15 protein-coding genes are annotated in these 17543 nt (G+C 70.3%); 1 reads left to right on the forward strand and 14 read right to left on the reverse strand.

All coding sequences use genetic code 11. The annotated features are described in order from the left end of the window. Window positions 1-16: 16 nt before the first annotated feature. The 8 genes from ACIOEW_RS09700 to ACIOEW_RS09735 form a co-directional block, all read right to left on the reverse strand. Window positions 17-628: a response regulator gene (locus ACIOEW_RS09700; RefSeq protein ID WP_401963029.1), complete on the reverse strand. Its 612-nt coding sequence runs from the start codon at window positions 626-628 to the stop codon at window positions 17-19. Then, window positions 625-1815, reverse strand: coding sequence for a sensor histidine kinase (locus ACIOEW_RS09705; RefSeq protein ID WP_362551028.1), 1191 nt, complete (start codon window positions 1813-1815; stop codon window positions 625-627). Before ACIOEW_RS09705 ends, ACIOEW_RS09700 begins: the two co-directional genes overlap by 4 nt. After that, the gene (locus tag ACIOEW_RS09710) at window positions 1812-2564 is read right to left on the reverse strand and encodes an ABC transporter permease (RefSeq protein ID WP_362551031.1); all 753 of its coding nucleotides are present in this window, start codon (window positions 2562-2564) and stop codon (window positions 1812-1814) included. Before ACIOEW_RS09710 ends, ACIOEW_RS09705 begins: the two co-directional genes overlap by 4 nt. Then, entirely contained in the window at window positions 2564-3499 is a 936-nt protein-coding gene (locus ACIOEW_RS09715) for an ABC transporter ATP-binding protein (protein ID WP_401963031.1), read from the reverse strand. Before ACIOEW_RS09715 ends, ACIOEW_RS09710 begins: the two co-directional genes overlap by 1 nt. Before the next feature lie 334 nt (window positions 3500-3833). Continuing rightward, entirely contained in the window at window positions 3834-6014 is a 2181-nt protein-coding gene (locus ACIOEW_RS09720; protein ID WP_401963032.1) for a hypothetical protein, read from the reverse strand. Between the two features lie 338 nt (window positions 6015-6352). Beyond that, window positions 6353-6799 (reverse strand): DUF6113 family protein, encoded by a 447-nt coding sequence (locus tag ACIOEW_RS09725; RefSeq protein ID WP_401963034.1) that lies wholly within the window; start codon window positions 6797-6799, stop codon window positions 6353-6355. After that, window positions 6796-7695, reverse strand: a complete 900-nt coding sequence (gene mshB / locus ACIOEW_RS09730) for an N-acetyl-1-D-myo-inositol-2-amino-2-deoxy-alpha-D-glucopyranoside deacetylase (protein WP_362551041.1) — start codon at window positions 7693-7695, stop codon at window positions 6796-6798. Before mshB ends, ACIOEW_RS09725 begins: the two co-directional genes overlap by 4 nt. 84 nt (window positions 7696-7779) lie before the next feature. Next, entirely contained in the window at window positions 7780-7974 is a 195-nt protein-coding gene (locus ACIOEW_RS09735; protein ID WP_326738529.1) for a hypothetical protein, read from the reverse strand. Between the two features lie 211 nt (window positions 7975-8185). Between ACIOEW_RS09735 and ACIOEW_RS09740 the strand changes: the two genes are divergently transcribed. Further along, a complete protein-coding gene (locus tag ACIOEW_RS09740; RefSeq protein WP_401963821.1) occupies window positions 8186-10267 on the forward strand; it encodes a prolyl oligopeptidase family serine peptidase in 2082 nt (693 codons plus the stop codon). A 5-nt stretch (window positions 10268-10272) separates the two neighbouring features. Here ACIOEW_RS09740 and ACIOEW_RS09745 read toward each other — a convergent pair whose 3' ends face one another. From ACIOEW_RS09745 to ACIOEW_RS09770, 6 genes are all read right to left on the reverse strand, one after another. After that, window positions 10273-11331 (reverse strand): hypothetical protein, encoded by a 1059-nt coding sequence (locus tag ACIOEW_RS09745; RefSeq protein ID WP_401963036.1) that lies wholly within the window; start codon window positions 11329-11331, stop codon window positions 10273-10275. Between the two features lie 219 nt (window positions 11332-11550). After that, window positions 11551-12888 carry an ABC transporter ATP-binding protein gene (locus tag ACIOEW_RS09750; RefSeq protein WP_401963037.1) on the reverse strand — a complete coding sequence of 446 codons (1338 nt, stop codon included), beginning with the start codon at window positions 12886-12888 and terminating at the stop codon, window positions 11551-11553. Next, a complete protein-coding gene (locus ACIOEW_RS09755; RefSeq protein WP_362551053.1) occupies window positions 12878-13855 on the reverse strand; it encodes an ABC transporter ATP-binding protein in 978 nt (325 codons plus the stop codon). The genes ACIOEW_RS09750 and ACIOEW_RS09755 overlap by 11 nt, the downstream gene beginning before the upstream one ends. 13 nt (window positions 13856-13868) lie before the next feature. After that, window positions 13869-14843, reverse strand: a complete 975-nt coding sequence (locus ACIOEW_RS09760; RefSeq protein WP_362551056.1) for an ABC transporter permease — start codon at window positions 14841-14843, stop codon at window positions 13869-13871. Then, the gene (locus ACIOEW_RS09765; protein ID WP_401963040.1) at window positions 14836-15759 is read right to left on the reverse strand and encodes an ABC transporter permease; all 924 of its coding nucleotides are present in this window, start codon (window positions 15757-15759) and stop codon (window positions 14836-14838) included. Before ACIOEW_RS09765 ends, ACIOEW_RS09760 begins: the two co-directional genes overlap by 8 nt. A 112-nt stretch (window positions 15760-15871) precedes the next feature. Next, complete coding sequence (locus ACIOEW_RS09770) at window positions 15872-17503, reverse strand: ABC transporter substrate-binding protein (RefSeq protein WP_362551060.1); 1632 nt, start codon at window positions 17501-17503, stop codon at window positions 15872-15874. Between the last annotated feature and the right edge of the window lie 40 nt (window positions 17504-17543).

Here is a 17543-nt window from a genome sequence, read left to right on the forward strand (position 1 = left end):
CGATGCCACAGGGCTCCTACAGCCAGCCCTTCTCCCGTGCTATCCGGACCGCCTCCGCCCGGTTGCGCGCCGCCATCTTCTGGATCGCCATGGAGAGGTAGTTGCGCACAGTGCCCTGGGACAGGTGCAGCGCCGCGGCGATCTCCGCATTGGTCGAGCCGTCCGCGGCCGTGCGCAGCACATCGCGTTCGCGCTCGGTCAGGGGGCTGGCGCCGTCGGCAAGGGCGGCGGCCGCGAGGGTGGGGTCGATGACGCGTTCCCCGGCGAGCACCTTGCGTACGGCCTCGGCGAGTTGGGACGCCGGTGCGTCCTTCACCAGGAAGGCGTCCGCGCCCGACTCCATCGCGCGGCGCAGGTATCCGGGGCGGCCGAAGGTGGTGACGACGACGACCTTGACGTCCGGAAGGGCGCGGCGCAGCTCCGCCGTCGCTTCGATGCCCGTCATGCCGGGCATCTCGATGTCGAGGAGGGCCACGTCGATGCCGTGTTCCCTGGCCGCGGCCAGCACCTCGTCGCCGCGGGCGACCTGGGCGACCACCTCGATGTCGGGTTCCAGGCCGAGGAGCGCCGCAAGGGCCTCGCGCACCATGGACTGGTCCTCGGCGAGGAGGAGTCTGATCATGCTCATTCCCGGGATCCTAGGCCGGATTCGAGCGGAACGCTGAGGACCGTGGTGAAGCCTTTGCCCGAGCGGGAGTCGGTGGCCCGCGTGGCGAGTGTCCCGTCGACCGAGGCGAGCCGCTCGGCCATGCCGGTGAGGCCGTTGCCCCGCTTCGTGCCGGCGGCACCGCGGCCGTCGTCGGCGACGGTGAGTTCGAGGACGCGCCCGTCGAGGGTCTGGCGCGGGGCGAGGGTGACCGTGCAGCGGCCCGCGTCGCTGTGGCGTACGACGTTGGTGACGGCTTCCCGCAGCGCCCAGGCGAGCACCTCCTCCGCCTTCTCGGGGAGGTCCTCCGGGAGGTCATCGGGAGCCTCGGCCGGTATCTCGGCGGTGATTCCGGCGGCGGCGAGGGCGGTCCTGGCCCCGGCCAGTTCGCCGGGGAGGGTCGGTCTGCGGTAGCCGGTGACGGCGCTGCGTACGTCCACGAGGGCCTGGCGGCTGACCTGTTCGATGTCGGCGACCTGCGCGGCCGCCTGCTCCGGGTGGTCCGGGAGCATCCGCCCGGCCAGTTCGCTCTTGAGGGTGATCAGGGAGAGGGAGTGGCCGAGCAGATCGTGCAGATCGCGGGCGAGGCGCAGCCGTTCCTCGTTGGCGGCGAGCTGGGCGACGGTGGCGCGGGCCTCGCGGAGCTGGATCGTGGTGCGGATCATCTGCCGTACGCCGGACATCGCGAAGCCGCCGAGCAGTGCGGGGAAGACCAGCGCCGTGATGATCTCGCGGGGGTGGTCGCCGGTCAGGCCGATCGCCACGAGTACGGCGGTGACAGCCGGGATCAGCCAACGGGCGGTCCGTATCGGCAGGGTGGCGCCGACGGACACCGCCACGTACACGAAGAGGACCAGCCAGGGCGTCCCGAACGTCAGCGACAGCAGGACGGCGAGGGCCCCGAGGAAGGCGAGGGCTGCACGGACCCGGAAGGGGTCGAGCGCCTTGGAGGTGTGGCGGAAGACCAGGACCAGATAGGCGCCGACGAAGACCAGCAGCCCGAGGACGCCGAGCGCGGTCGCCCACGGGGTGTGGTTGCCGTCGGCGAGGTCCTTGACCGGCGCGCTCATGAAGGCCAGCCAGACGCCGATCCACATCAGTTTGATCCGGGTCTGTCTGGCGGTCGACGGCGGGCGCCCGACGCCCACGGACATCTCGTCCTCGTTCACGCCTTCAACGTGTCCTTCCGGTAGAGCCAGGCGGCGCCGCCCGCGAAGAGCAGGAAGTAGGCGAAGAGGATGGCGACGTCCTTGGCATGCGGTGCGCCACCCAACTCGACGGCCTGGCCGAGTGCAGCGTACGCGTGCGTGGGCAGCCACTCGGAAATGTTCTGGATCCACTGCGGGAAGGTCGCGCTCGGCATCCACAGGCCGCCGAGGATCGAGAGCACGAAGTAGATGATCATGGTGATCGGGCGGACCGCGTCTCCGCTGGCGAGGTAGCCGATGGCCACCCCGAGCGCGGCGAAGACCAGCGAGCCGGCCCAGATGACCCCGGCGAGGGCGAACCACTGCCAGAGGTCGAACCGTACGTGCTTGACGGAGGCGGCGACCAGGAAGACCACCACGATGCAGGGCAGCGTGACCATGGCCGCGCTGGCGATCTTCGCCAGGACGTAGCCGCGGCTCGGCAGCGCGGTCAGCCTCAGCTGGCGGACCCAGCCCTTCTCGCGTTCCTTGGCGATGCGTTCGCTGTTGCCCATCAGGACGGCGGTGAGCGCGCCGAACGAGGCCATGGAGACCATGAAGAAGGACTGCAGGGTCAGATCGGTGTGCGGCACCTTGTCGGTGGTGTTCTGGGTGCCGGAGATCAGCAGGTAGATCACCGACGGGTAGATGACCGAGAAGAACATGAACTTCTTGTTCCGCAGGGTGCGGGTCACTTCGAGCTTGATGAGCGCCCATGAGAAGAACTTCATCACTTGGTCCTGGCCTCCTCGGCCTCGGTGATGGCGACGAAGGCCTGCTCCAGGCCGAGTCCTGCGACTTCGAGCTCGCGCGGGTAGAGGCCCAGGCCGTAGACGGCGTGCACGGTCGCGTCGGCGTTGTGCGACTGGATCCGGACACGACGGCCGGTGATGTCGAGCGTGGAGAGGAACGGAAGGGCCCGCAGGGCCTCTTCGTCGATCGCGCCCTCCAGCTCGAAAAAGATCCGGCGGGCTCCGGCCTTCGCCTTGATCTCGGCGGCGGAGCCGTCGGCGAGGATCCGGCCCTTGTGCAGGACCAGGACGCGGTCGGCGATCGCGTCGGCCTCTTCGAGGTAGTGGGTGGCGAACAGGACGGTACGGCCCTGGTCGGCCTGCTCACGCATCGTGGCCCAGAAGGCCTGGCGGGCGGTGACGTCCATTCCCGTGGTCGGCTCGTCGAGCACGATGAGGTCGCTGGCCCCCGCGGTGGCCAGCGCGAAGCGCACGCGCTGTTCCTGGCCGCCGGAGAGCTTGTTGACCATGCGTCCGGCGATCGGTGCGATGCCTGCCCGGCCCAGCACCTCGTCGACCGGGTAGGGCCTGGGGTGCAGTTCACAGACGAGCCCGACCAGTTCCCGGACGGTGACGTCCTCCATCAGGCCGCCGGTCTGCAGCATCGCGCCGACGCGTCCGGCGGCGATGGCCGCCTGCGGAGTCGTACCGAAGAGGCGGACCGTTCCCGAGTCGGCGGTGCGCAGGCCGAGGAGGAGGTCGAGGGTGGAGGACTTGCCGGCGCCGTTGGGGCCGAGGAGGGCCACGGTCTCACCGGGGTGCAGGTCGAGGGTGAGCCCGTCGACGGCGCGTACGTCTCCGTAGGCCTTGCTGACCTGGTCGAAGCTGACCACGGCGGTTTTCGCCGCGGTGACTTCGGGGGCTGTCGTTGTCATACGTCCAGCCTGGCTCAGCAGGGGGTGCGCCCGGCAGGGTCACGGGTCGTGGAAACGGGATGACAGATGTCATGCCGTACGGGTGACAGCGGCGGCCCGTCGGATACGACACCGCCCCCGGCCGGAGGTCCCGTCGGATACGACACCGCCCCCGGCCGGAGGTCCCGTCGGATACGACACCGCCCCCGGCCGGAGGTCCCGTCGGATACAGCACCGCCCCCGGCCGGAGGTCCCGTCGGATACAGCACCGCCCCCGGCCGGAGGTCCGGTCGGATACAGCACCGCCCCCGGCCGGAGGTCCGGGCGGGGGCGGTGGGATGTGGCGGGTGACGGCTCAGCCGTTGCCGCCGAGGTCGATCGTGACCGTGCGCTCGGCCGCGGTCTTGCCGAGCAGCGCGCCCTTCATGGCGAAGGCCACGTCGTCCGGGCCGACCTGGTGCTTCGTACCGTCGCCCTTGGTGACCATGATCCCGTCGAAGACGCCTGCGCAGAGCTCTTCGATGGCCTTCTTGTCGTAGTGGTCGACGAGCCGGCCGTCGATGGGCACCATCGAGAGGATCTTCGGCAGCGACTTGGCCGGGCCGAACGGGATCTGCTTCGAGCCCGCCTTGATGACGATCAGGCCGGACATCGCGGGCTCCGCGAACTCCTTCATCGCCCGGTCCAGTTCGGCCTGGCTGATGGTGGGTGCGCTGGTGGTGACGGGCAGCGGGACGGTCTTCGCGCTGCCCGTCTCGACCTGGGCGCGATAGGCGTCGCGTACCGACACCATCGACTGGTTGACGTCGAGCGCCTTGCCTGCCTTGCCCGGGACGGCGACGGCCTTGCCCGGCACGAACTTGATCGTGCCGTCGCTGGCCGAACCCGAGGCGCCGGCCAGGTCCTTCAGCGCGACGCCGAGCTTCTCCTCGTCGACCGGGATCACCGGGTCGACGTCGCGCTCGCCGCCGAAGAGGGAGCCGATGACGGAGACGGGGTTGTAGTCGCTGCCCGCCGCGGCACGCACGGTCGCCTGGCTGTCCAGGGCGAGTCCGGCCTTGTCGGGGGCGAGCTGCGTCTTCTTGCCGTCCACGGTCAGCTGGAGCAGGGCCGTGGACCGCTCGCCGAGCGCGGCGTCCAGCTTCTCGACGGCGTCGTCCCTGGTCCCGCCGCCGATGTCGACACCGAGGACGGTGGTGCCCTTGGGTACGTCGGAGTGGTTCATCAGCAGCCCGGCGCCGTAGGCGACCCCGAGCAGGCAGACGGCGGCCACGCAGAGCATGACCAGCTTGGAGCGGCCCTTCTTCGCCGGGGCGCTCGGCGCCGCGGCCGCAGGTGCGGTACGGGCGGCGGGCTCGGCCTCCCGGCCGTCGAAGCCGCCCGGTCCGGCCGGTCCGGTGCCCATCGGCCCGGCCGGCCCCCGCGGGGTGGAATCGGGGCCCGGGAACGGAGACGGAGCCCCTGACGCGCGGTGGTCCGAGGGCACGACGGGGATGCCGCTGTTCAGCGTGTCCCCCGAGACATTGCCCCCGGGGCCGGAGGGGCCCGGCCCGAACTGCGGGGTGAGCACGGCGGTGTCGTCCGACATCCGCGGCGGTACGCCGCCGGGGGTTCCGGGGCCCTGTGCACCGCCGGGGCCCGCCGGCCCGCCCGGGCCCGCCGGACCCGGGCCGAAGGGCATCCGGCCGTCGAGGTCCGGGGTGAGGGCCGAGGTACCGGTGGCCGGTCCGGTGGTGGGGCCGGACGGTCCCGGTGTACGGATACCGAGGTTCGGCGTGGCGCGGGGCCCGCCGGAACCGTCGCCACCGAAGCCGTCGGGACCGAAGCCGTCGGAGCCGAAGCCGTCGGGACCGGTCGCACCCGGGTCGCCGGCGCGCTGCGGTCCGTCGGAGAAGTAGGGCAGCTCGGCGCGGGGGCTGCCTGCGGGCGGGGTGGCCGGGCCGGAGCCCGGACCGTCCGGACGGCTGCCGGGGCCACCGGCCCCGAAACCGGCACCGCCCGTACCACCGGCACCGCCCGTACCGCTGGGACCACCGGCCGGGAAGCCGGCCCCGTCCGTGCCGTCGCTCGCCGGGGCGGCGGCCGGGGACTTGCGCGGTGCGAACCAGTCGCTGCCGCTCTTCTCCCTGGCCGGCTTCTCGGCAGCGGGCTCCGCCGCCGCCGGCTCCCGGGGCTCGGGCCCCGGTGCGGCCGGAGCCGCCTGCCCGCCGTTGGACGCGGAGGCGCCCGGGCGCGGCGTGGAGCCGGTGCGCTCGCCACCGGCGCTGTCGACGTCGCTCATGGGCGTACGCATGACGACCGGAGGGATGGGGCGCGAACCCGGAATGTTGATCCGGATGCGCGTCGTCAGCGTCGTCTCGGTCCTCGGCTCGTCGGGCTGAGGCGGATCCGCGGCCTCCGGGGATTCCTCCGGGGCGTCCTGCGAAGGGTGCAGCGACGGATACTGGCGGGATCCGTACGGCGGCGTACCCGAGGGGTACGCGGCTCCCCCGCGGCCCTGGGGCCCGGAGGACGAACTGTCAGTTTCACGACTCAAAGCAGGTTCTCCCGATTGGCTCCGCCGCCCGTACTTCCCCCGTCCCGCAGGCCGGGGGACGACTAGGAGGGTGCTGAAGATCTTGGCCGGATCAGGGAGCGGCGCCTGGTGCGTGCAGCCACGAGAAGCCGGAGCGTCCTCGTGGCGAAGCTATGAGGGCGTTGGGTAACGCCGCAGATATGCGTGCCAGGCCTCGCGAGCCCGGTCAAGATCTTCAGCACCCGACTAGGCGCGCGAACCACCATACTGGCCGCGGCCGACAGACACCCCGCGACCGGGGGAAACGACTGCGCACCCCCCGGGCGGACAGGGGGCATTCCGGGATCGGAGGTGGCACATTACTTGCCAGGTCGGCCGCTGTCGGCGCCCAGTTGGGGCGGCCGCGACATGGTGGCGCAGATCACAGCGATGGCCATGCCGCCCAGCATGAAGAGAGCGAGGCCGAGTTCGTCTCCGAAGACGTAGTCCCCTTCCGGTCTGCCACCCAGCAGAACAATGACCGAAATCAGCCATCCCGCGGCGGGCGCCAGAGCCCCCGGCTGCGTGCCCATGAGGCAGCGGCCGCCGTAGAAGAGGCCTGCGGACGCGAGCAGGGCCAGCAGCAATCCGCCGGGGAACCAGGCGGATTGGACCAGGGTTCCCGCGATGCCGACGAGCGCGCCGAGAACCGCCAGGCACAGCAGGGCGGCGATCCGCCGGGGGTTGAGGGGCGCGGCCAGGCCGGTGGCCGGAATGTCCCGTGGAGGTGCGTTGGTCCGGGCGGCCCGCGAACTGCTGCTGCTCACCGGCCCGCCTCCGTCACGCCCGTGAAGAGGTCGCGTTCCCGGGTGTTCCCTCCGCCGCCCGGGGCGCCCTTCACCAACTCGTAGTACTCGTTGGTGAGGACGGGCTGGCCCAGGTTGTTCGACAGTGCGAAGAAGGGGCCGTCGAGCGCGATCTGGGTGGCGTGCGCCCGCATCGCCGCGACTTTCGCCTCACCGTGTCCGGTGCCGTCGATCTCGGTGGTGATCAGGGCGTCGTCCACCACACCCGGTACGTCGTCGATCGCGGCGACGCCCGGGAACGCGTCCGGGGCGGTGGCCCGCAGGCGAGCGAAGCCGTCCTCGGCGACCGAGCGCGGCACCCGGTTCCAGTAGGTCTTCGCGATGGCGTGCGGAGCGCCGGAGTCAGGGCGGTACGCGGGGTCGGCGGCCAGTTCGGCGGCGCGCGTCGCGACCCGGTGCGCCTGGATGTGGTCGGGGTGCCCGTAGCCCCCGTCGGGGTCGTACGTCACCAGGACCTGGGGGCGCACCTCACGGATCACCTCCACGAGGTACCCGGCGGCCTCGTCGAGGTCGGCGGACCAGAAGGCGCCGGGGCGCCTGTTCTGCTCGGTGCCCATCATTCCGGAGTCGCGGTATCGGCCCGCGCCCCCGAGGAGGCGGTGGTCGGTGACCCCCAGTTCCTTCATCGCCGCCGCGAGTTCACCCCGGCGCCAGGGGCCCAGGGAGTCGTCCCGGTCCGCGGCAAGATGCGCGAGCTCGGGCGGGATGACCTCGCCCTCCTCGCCGAGCGTGCAGGTCACCAGCGTGACCAGGGCGCCGTCGGCGGCGTACCTGGCCATGGTGGCGCCATTGTTGATCGACTCGTCGTCGGGGTGCGCGTGCACCAGGAGCAGACGCCGGGCGGGAAGATCCGTCATGGGGACCACCCTACGAGCCGGTGGCCCCCTGGGCCGACTGCGGCCGTTTTCCGGACGCCGCGGGACCACGGGCGGCTGCCGGGGTCAGAACTTCATGCCCCCGATCATGCCGGCCACGTTCGTGGTCAGCTCGGAGATGGTGGGTGCGACGGACGAGCTGGCGAGGTAGAAGCCGAGCAGCATGCAGACGACCGCGTGTCCGCCCTTCAGTCCGGATTTCCGGATCAGCAGGAAGACGACGATCGCCAGCAGCACCACCGCCGAAATCGAGAGCACCACAGCGGTTCACCTCCATCTGTACGGTCGGGACAGGCAGCACGCATGGAGCCAGCAGGTTCATACCCACCGAGCGCTACGGATCATAACTATCCGTCGCATGGCATTGATCGGGGCACAGCAGCACGAGGGGCGCACGGACGGCGGGACCGGCCGATAGGTTCGGCATATGACTTCGCCAGAGATCACCTTCCCGCTGCAGCTGGCCCGGACCATGCGTTTCACCCTCGGTGCACCGCGCGCGTTCACGGTTTCACCCGATGGTGAACGGGTGGCCTTCCTCCGCTCGGGGTCGGGAACCGACCGCTCGGGGCAGCTCTGGGTGCTGGACCTCGGCGACGGCAAGGCCCCGCGGGAGCGGGTCGTGGCCGATCCGGCGGTGCTGCTGGGCGGTTCGACGGAGCGGCTCTCGGTCCAGGAGCGGGCCAGGCGTGAGCGGAGCCGCGAGGGGTCGTCGGGGATCGTCGGCTACGCGGTCGACGCGGCGGCCGAGTTGGCGGCGTTCGCACTCTCGGGGAAGGTGTACGTCGCCGAACTGCGTGCCGGAACGACGCGTGCGCTGCCCGTGCCGGGCCCGGTGATCGACCCGCGCCCCTCCCCCGACGGACGACACATCGCATATGTGTCCAAGGGTGCGCTGCGCGTCGTGGGCGCCGGCGGCGAGGAGGACAGGGCCCTCGCCGAACCGGAGGAAGCGCAGGTCTCCTACGGCCTCGCGGAGTTCATCGCGGCCGAGGAGATGGCGCGCTCGCGCGGCTTCTGGTGGTCACCGGACTCGGACCGGCTACTGGTGGCCCGGGTCGATGACAGCCCGGTGCGACGGTGGTGGATCGCCGATCCCGCGCACCCGGACCGCAAGCCCGCCGAGGTCGCGTACCCGGCGGCCGGTACGCCCAACGCCGAGGTGCGGCTCTTCGTGGTGGGACTGGCCGGGGAGCGTACCGAAGTGGTGTGGGACCGGGCCCGGTTCCCCTATCTGGCGCGGGTGCACTGGTCGTCGGACGGGGCACCGCTGCTGCTGGTGCAGGCCCGTGACCAGCAGAGTCAGCTCTACCTCGCGGTGGACCCGGAGACCGGGGCGACCCGGACGGTGCACGCGGACGAGGACCCGGTGTGGCTGGAGCTGTTCCCCGCTGTGCCCGCGTGGGCGCCGGACGGGCGGCTGGTGCGGATCGCGGACGAGGGCGGGGCGCGGGTCCTCGCGGTGGGCGACCGGCCGCTGACCGGGGCCCAGTTGCAGATCCGGACGGTGCTCGACATCGGGGAGTCCGACATCCTCGTGACGGCGTCGGCGGGTGAGCGGGCGACCGAGGCGGAGATCGGCGAGACCCATGTGTACCGGGTCAACGAGCTGGGCGTCGAGCGGGTCTCGGAGGGCGCGGGCGTGCACGCGGCGGTCCGGTCGGGCGGGGTGACCGTCATGGTCTCCACGGCGCTGGACGTGCCCGGATCGACGGTACGGGTGTTCCGGGACGGCAAGCAGATCGCCACCGTCGCCAGTCACGCGGAGCAGCCGGTGCTGTCCGCGAGGCCGCAGCTCACCGAAGGGGGCGCACGGCGGATTCCGTGCGCCGTGATGCTCCCCACCGGCTACAAGGAATCGGACGGTCCGCTTCCAGTCCTGATGGATCCGTACGGCGGGCCGCACGGCCGCCGGGTCCTCGCCGCCCAGAATCCGCATCTCACCTCACAGTGGTTCGCGGACCAGGGCTTCGCCGTGGTCGTCGCGGACGGCCGCGGCACACCCGGCCGCTCGCCCGGCTGGGAGAAGGCCGTCAAGCACAACCTCACCCTCACCCTCGACGACCAGGTCGAGGCACTGCACGCGCTCGCGGAGCGGTTCCCCCTGGACCTGGGCCGGGTGGGCATCAGGGGCTGGTCGTACGGCGGATTCCTGGCCGGCATGGCGGTGCTGAGGCGGCCCGACGTCTTCCACGCGGCGGTCGTGGGCGCTCCGGTCACCGACCAGCGGCTGTACGACACCCACTACACGGAGCGCTACCTCGGCGATCCGGCGACCCAGCCGGAGGTGTACGCCTACAACTCGCTGCTCACCGACGAGGGGCTCTCGCACGCCGCCGACCAGGTGCGGCCGATGATGATCATCCATGGCCTGGCGGACGACAACGTGGTGGTCGCGCACACTCTGCGGCTGTCCTCGGCACTGCTCGCGGCGGGGCGCCCGCACGAGGTGCTGCCGCTGAGCGGGGTGACCCATATGACCCCGCAGGAGAAGGTGGCGGAGAATCTGCTGCTGCTCCAGGTGGACTTCCTGAAGCGGTCGTTGGGGATGTAGTCCGTCTACCAGCCCGGCGGCGGCTGCGAGGGCGGCGGGGGCGGCCCGAAACCGCCGCCGCCCTGCGGGTAGCCGTAACCCGGTGCGGGCGGCGGCTGCTGCCCCGGGTACGAGGTGGGGGCGTAGCCGGGGGGACCGAATTCCGGGGGGCCGTAGCCGGGGCCCTGCCCCGGTCCGTAGGGGCCGGGGAGGTCGGCGAAGCCCCTGGGCGCCAGCGCCAGCAGCACCACCAGCGCGGCGATCACCTCGAAGATCCAGCTCAGGAGCATCAGCTGGGTCTCCGTCGGCAGGGAACCGAAGTCGTCGAACAGGTCGTAGTGGACGGCCCGGGCCACGCCCAGTGCCCCGCCGGGCAGCAGCAGCGCGGCCGCCACCAGACCGAACGGCCGCGCGTGCACGGCGCGGAAGAGGGCGCTAGCCGCCGCGACCAGACAGAGCAGCGCCAGCGCCGCGGTGCCCCAGCCCGGCGGCGGGTCGATCACGCCGTGCGGGATGCGGTCGTCGCCCACGTACCACTCGGGATAGAGCTCGGGGTACCTCACCATCTGGCGGATCTCCCAGGCGATCAGCACCGCTCCAGCCGCGCCCAGCATCAGGAACGCGGCGACGGAGGCACCGGACCCGGGCCGGGAGGGCAGCTGCTCGTAGGAGTCGGCCGGCGGACGGCGGCCGGCTCCGGCGGTGATGAGCAGCGCGATGCCCGCGGCGAGGGCGACGAAGGCACAGATCAGCGCCCGTGAGCGCAGGTCGTCGGAGAACACCGTCTCCATCCGGCGGCTCCCGATGCCCCAGACCCCCGGCAGCCGTACGGCGAGGGTGATCACTCCGGTGGCGACGAGCACGGTGGCGGCGACCGAGGAGCGCAGCGCGGCGACGGTGGCGAAGACGTACACCACGAGGAGGGCGGCATCCAGGGGTGAGGTGGCGGGCATCGCCTTCGGGCGCGCGTCATGGAAGCCGGCCCAGTAACGCCACAGCTGCTCGGCGTCCACGGCCCTGATGTCCCGCACGAGCCAGCTCGCGACGATCAGGGCGAGCACCGCGCAGAGAGCGGCGCCGGTCACTCTTGCTCCACGAGTGAGTATCACCCCAGCGATACTCCCCCGCGCCCGGCCTCCCGACAAGAGGGCCGTCGGCACGGTCCCGACGGGCGACCGGCCGGGGAGACGTGAGTCCCTCCGGCCGGTCCACGGCACCCGCACGGCCGTACGCAGTCCATGCTGACGGGTCCGTATATCGGACGTGAGACGCCCGAGTTGCCCACGCGTTAACGGACCGGCGGGTCAGCTGACCCGGCTGCTGCCGGAGGGCGGCGGCGGGCCGTCGCCGTCGTTCCCCACGTCCGGCGGCGGCGGGCCGTCGCCCTCGTTCCGCGCCTCCGGCGGCGGCCGGTCCCCCGGCTGCGCGTCCGTCTCCGGCGGCTTCCGGGCCTCGCGGTCCACCTTCTCCACGTCGGGGCCGGCTCCCGTGTCGCCCTCGCCCACCTGCTCCAGCGTCCCCTCCGGGGGCACCACGCGCTTCTCCTCCGCGAAGTGGCAGGCCGAATCATGCTTGGCCGGGGTGTCGGTGAGCCGGAAGGCCGCCGGGACCGCCAGCAGCGGCACCTCCAGCTCGCACCGCTCCTGCGCCTTCCAGCAGCGGGTGCGGAAGCGGCAGCCGGAGGGCGGGTTGGCGGGCGAGGGCACGTCGCCGTGCAGGATGATCCGCTCGCGGTACTCGCGCGCCATCGGGTCCGGCACCGGCACGGCGGAGAGCAGCGCCTGGGTGTACGGGTGCGTGGGGTGGTCGTAGATCTCCTCGTCCGTGCCGATCTCGGCGAACCGGCCGAGATACATCACGCCGACCCGGTCGGAGATGTGACGGACGATGGAGAGGTCGTGGGCGATGAACACATAGCTGAGGTTGAACTCCGTCTGGAGCCGGTCCAGCAGGTTGACGACCTGGGCCTGGACGGAGACGTCGAGGGCCGAGACGGGTTCGTCGGCGACGATGATCTCGGGGTTGAGCGCGAGGCCGCGGGCGATGCCGATGCGCTGACGCTGGCCGCCGGAGAACTGGTGCGGATAGCGGTTGATGTACTCGGGGTTGAGGCCGACGACATCCAACAGGTCCTGCACCTTGCGCCGCCGGTCGCCCTTCGGGGCCACCTCGGGGTGGATCTCGTACGGCTCCCCGATGATGTCGCCGACCGTCATCCGCAGGTTGAGGGAGGTGTACGGGTCCTGGAACACCATCTGGATGTTGCGGCGCACGGCCTTCAGCGCGCGGCCGGACAGTTTGGTGACGTCCTCGCCCTTGTACCGGATCGCGCCGGCTGTCGGAGCTTCCAGGTGCACCAGCATCCGCGCGACGGTCGACTTGCCGCAGCCGGACTCGCCGACGATCCCGAGGGTCTCGCCGGCCGCCAGGTCGAAGGAGACCCCGTCGACCGCCTTGACGGCACCGATCTGCTTCTTGATCAGGATGCCCTGGGTCAGCGGGTAGTGCTTGACGAGGTCGCGGACCTCAAGGATCGGCTCGCCGCCCGCGTACCTGCTGCCCTCCCGCGACTTGGCCAGGAGGTCGCGTGCCACCTCGCCCTCTTCGCGCGCTCCCTTGCGCCCCGAGTGGTCAGCGTGCATCGAGCGTCTCCTTCCAGAAGTAGCAGGCGCTCTGACGGTGCTCGGCCACGTCGAACAGCGGCGGCACGTCGGTGCGGCAGATGTCCTGGGCCATCGGGCAGCGCGGGTTGAAGGCGCAGCCGGGCGGGATGTGGAGCAGGTTGGGCGGCAGGCCCTTGATCGCGTACAGCTCCTGGCCCTTCTGGTCCAGCCGCGGGATCGAGCGGAGCAGGCCCTTGGTGTACGGGTGCGCGGGCGCCTTGTAGATGTCGTGGACCGGCGAGGTCTCCACGATGCGGCCCGCGTACATCACGGCGATCTTGTCGGCGACGTCGGCGACCACGCCCAGGTCGTGGGTGATGAGGATCAGGCCCATGTTCAGCTCGCGCTGGAGCTCCGCGAGCAGGTCCATCACCTGGGCCTGGACGGTGACGTCGAGGGCGGTGGTGGGTTCGTCCGCGATGATCAGCGAGGGCTCGAGGGCCAGTGCCATCGCGATCATGATGCGCTGGCGCATCCCGCCGGAGAACTGGTGCGGGTAGTTGCCGACCCGCTCCTTCGCGGCCGGGATGCGGACCCGGTCCATCAGTTCGACGGCCTTGGCCTTCGCTTCCTTGCGGGACATTCCGCGGTGCACGACGAACATCTCCCCGAGCTGCTCCCCCACGGTGAGCACGGGGTTGAGCGAGGAGAGGGCGTCCTGGAAGATCATGGCCATCTCCTGGCCGCGGATCTTCCGGCGCTCCTCCTTCTTGAGCTTCAGCAGGTCGCGGTCCTTGAAGAGGATCTCGCCGCCGCTGATCTTGCCGGGCGGCATGTCGAGGATGCCCATGATCGCCTGTGCGGTGACCGACTTGCCGGAGCCGGACTCGCCGAGCACGGCGAGCGTCTCGCCCTCGGCCACCGAGTAGTTGACCCCGTTGACGGCCTTGGCGACCCCGTCCCGGGTGTGGAACTCCACGTGCAGATCGCGCACTTCGAGCAACATGGCAGCGGACTCCTCAGCGCAGCTTGGGGTCGAGGGCGTCGCGCACCGCGTCGCCGAGCATGATGAACGCGAGCACGGTGACCGCCAGCGCACCGGCGGGCCAGAGGAGCATGTGCGGGGCGTTGCGGATGTACTGGGACGCGGCGGAGATGTCGATGCCCCAGGAGACGGCCGGTGGCTTCAGGCCGACGCCGAGGAACGACAGGGTCGCCTCCAGGGAGATGTACGTACCCAGCGCGATGGTCGCGACGACGATCACCGGGGCGATGGCGTTGGGAGCGATGTGGCGCAGCATCATCCGCCCGTTGGAGGCGCCGAGCGCCCGGGCCGCCTGGACGTAGTCGTTGTGCTTGGCGGTGATGACGGAGCCGCGGGCGATGCGGGCGATCTGCGGCCAGCCCAGGAGCACGATGAAGCCGATCACGGGCCAGACGGTGGAGCTGGTCACCACGGAGAGGAAGACCAGGCCGCCGAGGACGACCGGGATGCCGAAGAAGACGTCGGTGAGCCGGGAGAGGATCGAGTCCCACCAGCCGCCGAAGAAACCCGCCAGGCCGCCGAGGATGCTGCCGATCAGCGAGACGCCGATGGTGGAGCAGATACCGACGGTCACGGAGTTCCGGGCGCCGTACACGACACGAGTGTAGACGTCACAGCCCTGGCCGTCGTACCCGAAGGGGTGGCCGGGCTGGGAGCCCTCCTGGGCCTTGTCGAGGTTGCAGTCGAGCGGGTCACCGGAGGCGATGAGCTGCGGCCAGATCGAGATGATCACCAGGAACAGGATGATCAGTGCGGAGATGATGAAGACGGGGTTGCGGCGCAGGTCGCGCCAGGCGTCGGACCACAGACTCTGCGGCTTGGTGCCGGGTCCCGTTCCCTCGGGACCGCCGGGCGTCTTTTCGAGGCTGTCGCCCTCGTCGAGGGCGAGGTCCATCGTTCCGCCGGCTCCGGCCGACGAGATCGCCTCGTCCGGTGTCTGCTCAGGCATAGCGGATCCTCGGGTCGAGTACGGCGTAGAGCAGGTCGACGATCAGGTTCGCCGCCAGGAAGACAAGGACCAGAACGGTGACGAAGCCGACGACGGTCTGCGAGTTCTGGCGCAGGATGCCCTGGTAGAGCTGGTAGCCGACGCCGTGGATGTTGAAGATCCGCTCCGTGACGATCGCTCCGCCCATCAGGGCGCCCACGTCAGTACCGATGAAGGTGACGACGGGGATCAGCGAGTTGCGCAGCAGGTGCCGGACGACCACGCGGCGCCTGGGGAGGCCCTTGGCGGTAGCGGTACGGACGTAGTCGGCGCGGGCGTTCTCGGCGATCGAGGTCCGGGTGAGCCGGGTGACGTAGGCCAGGGAGACCGAGGCGACCACGAGCCCGGGGATGATCAGTTCGTTGAGCGGAGCCTCGCTGGAGACGGACGGTTTGATCACGCCCCATTCCACGCCGAGCAGGAGCTGGAGCAGCAGACCGGTGACGAAGGTCGGGATGGAGATGACGACCAGGGTCAGGACCAGCACGGACGTGTCGATGGGACGGCCGCGGCGCAGACCCGTGACGACACCGAGGCTGATGCCGATGACGATCTCGAAGAAGATCGCCACGAGGGTGAGGCGGATGGTGATGGGGAAGGCCGTGGCCATCAGCTCGGTGACCTTCTGCCCGTTGAACGCGGTGCCGAAGTCGCCGGTGAAGACGTTGCCCATGTAGGTGAGGTATTGCTGCCAGACCGGCTTGTCGAGGCCGAATTCCGAACGGAGTTGGGCGGCAGTCGCCGGATCGCACTGGCGGTCGCCGCAGAGACCCGCGATGGGGTCACCCATCACGTTCACCATGAGGAAGATCAACAGCGTGGTGCCGAAGAAGACCGGGATCATCTGCAGCAGCCGCCGGATCACATAACGTCCCATGAAGGGCTCCGGGGGTCGCGGGGTCAGAGGCTCTGGGCTGAGAGTCGGGGGCCGGGGACGGGGAAGCCGGGCGACCGGTGCGGGAGCGCACCGGTCACCCGGCCTGAGCCGCCTACTTGACCTTGATCTGCTCGTACACCGGGACGCTGAACTGGTTCAGCGAGACGTTGGTGACGTTCTCCGAGTAGCCGGCGCTGCCGTTCTGGTACCAGAGCGGGATGACGGGCATCTGCTGGACCATGACCTTCTCGGCGTCCTGGAAGGTGGAGACGGCCGTGGCCTTGTCCGACTCGGCGTTCGCCTTGTTGACGAGGTCGTCGAACTGCTTGTTGTTCCACTTGCCGTCGTTGGACGAGGCGTTGGTGTAGTAGACGGGCTGCAGGAAGTTCTGGATCAGCGGGTAGTCCATCTGCCAGCCCGCGCGCCAGGCGCCGTGCAGCTTCTGCTGGGAGACCTGGCTGCGGAAGTCGGCGAAGGTGCCGACCGGGGCGCCCACGCACGCCTTGTTGTTGCCCATGACCTTGTTGATGCTGTTGCAGACGGCGTCGACCCACTCCTTGTGGGAGCCGGTGTCCGCGTTGTACGAGATCTTGAGCTGGCCGTTGGGGATCCCGCCGCCGTCCTCGATCATCTTCTTGGCGTCGGCCGCGTTGTACGTGCACTCCTTGCCGCACAGACCCTTCTTGAAGCCGCCGTCCTCGCCGAGGACCGGGGAGGTCCAGTCGGAGGCGGGGGTGCGGGTCTTCTGGAAGATCTGGTTGGTGATCTGCTCGCGGTTGATCGCCATGGAGAGGCCCTGACGGACCTTGATCGCGCCGGGAGTGTTCCACTGCTCGTCGTAGAAGGGGAACGCGAGCGTCTGGATGATGCCGGCCGGGGTGTTGATGTAGCGGTCGCCGAGGTCCGCCTTGACGTTCTTGAGCTGGGACGCGGGCACGTCGTCGACGAGGTCGAGGTTGCCGGCGGTCAGGTCGGTGTAGGCGGTGTTGTTGTCGGTGTAGACCTTGAGGTCGATCCCACCGTTCTGCGCCTTGTCGTCACCGGGGTAGTCGTCCCACTTGCGCAGGTTCATCGACGAGCCCTTGGCGTAATCGTCGATCGTGTACGGGCCGTTGCCGATCGGCTTGGACACCCAGGCCGCGTGGTCGGTGAAGAAGGCCGTGGGCAGCGGCGAGAAGGCGGGGTAGCCGAGGGTGTCGGGCCACAGGGAGAACTTCTGCGTCAGCTTGACCGTGAAGGTCATGTCGTTCACCTGCTTGAGGCCGGAGAGCGAGGTGGCGCTCGCCGTGCCGGTCTCGGGGTGGGCCTTGTCGTATCCGTCGATGTAACCGAAGAAGTAGGCGTTCTTCTGGTTGTTCTTCAACAGGGCGCCGTAGTTCCAGGCGTCCACGAACGACTTGGCGGTGATCTTCTCGCCGTTGCTGAAGGTCCAGCCGTCCTTCACCGTGATGGTGAAGTTCTGATTGTCCGTGGACTCGATCTTCTCGGCGAGCATGTTCGTCGCCTCGCCGGTCTTCGGGTCGTACTTCTTGAGCCCGCGGAAGATCATGTCGAGGACCTTGCCGCCCTGCACCTCGTTGGTGTTGGCGGGCTCCAGCGGGTTCTGCGGGTCACCCCAGGAGGAGCTCACGATCCCATCGGCGCCACCGCCACCACCGCCGCTGTCCCCTCCGCCGCAGGCCGTCGCCGCCAGGGCGACGGCCACCGCACATGCGGCCCACTTGACCTGTGTGGCTCCGCGCATGGAGTGCCTCCTCGTAGTGCTCCGTCGTACGTGAGGTCAA

Origin of the sequence: Streptomyces sp. NPDC087901, from assembly GCF_044742205.1 — a bacterium.
GTDB lineage: Bacteria > Actinomycetota > Actinomycetes > Streptomycetales > Streptomycetaceae > Streptomyces.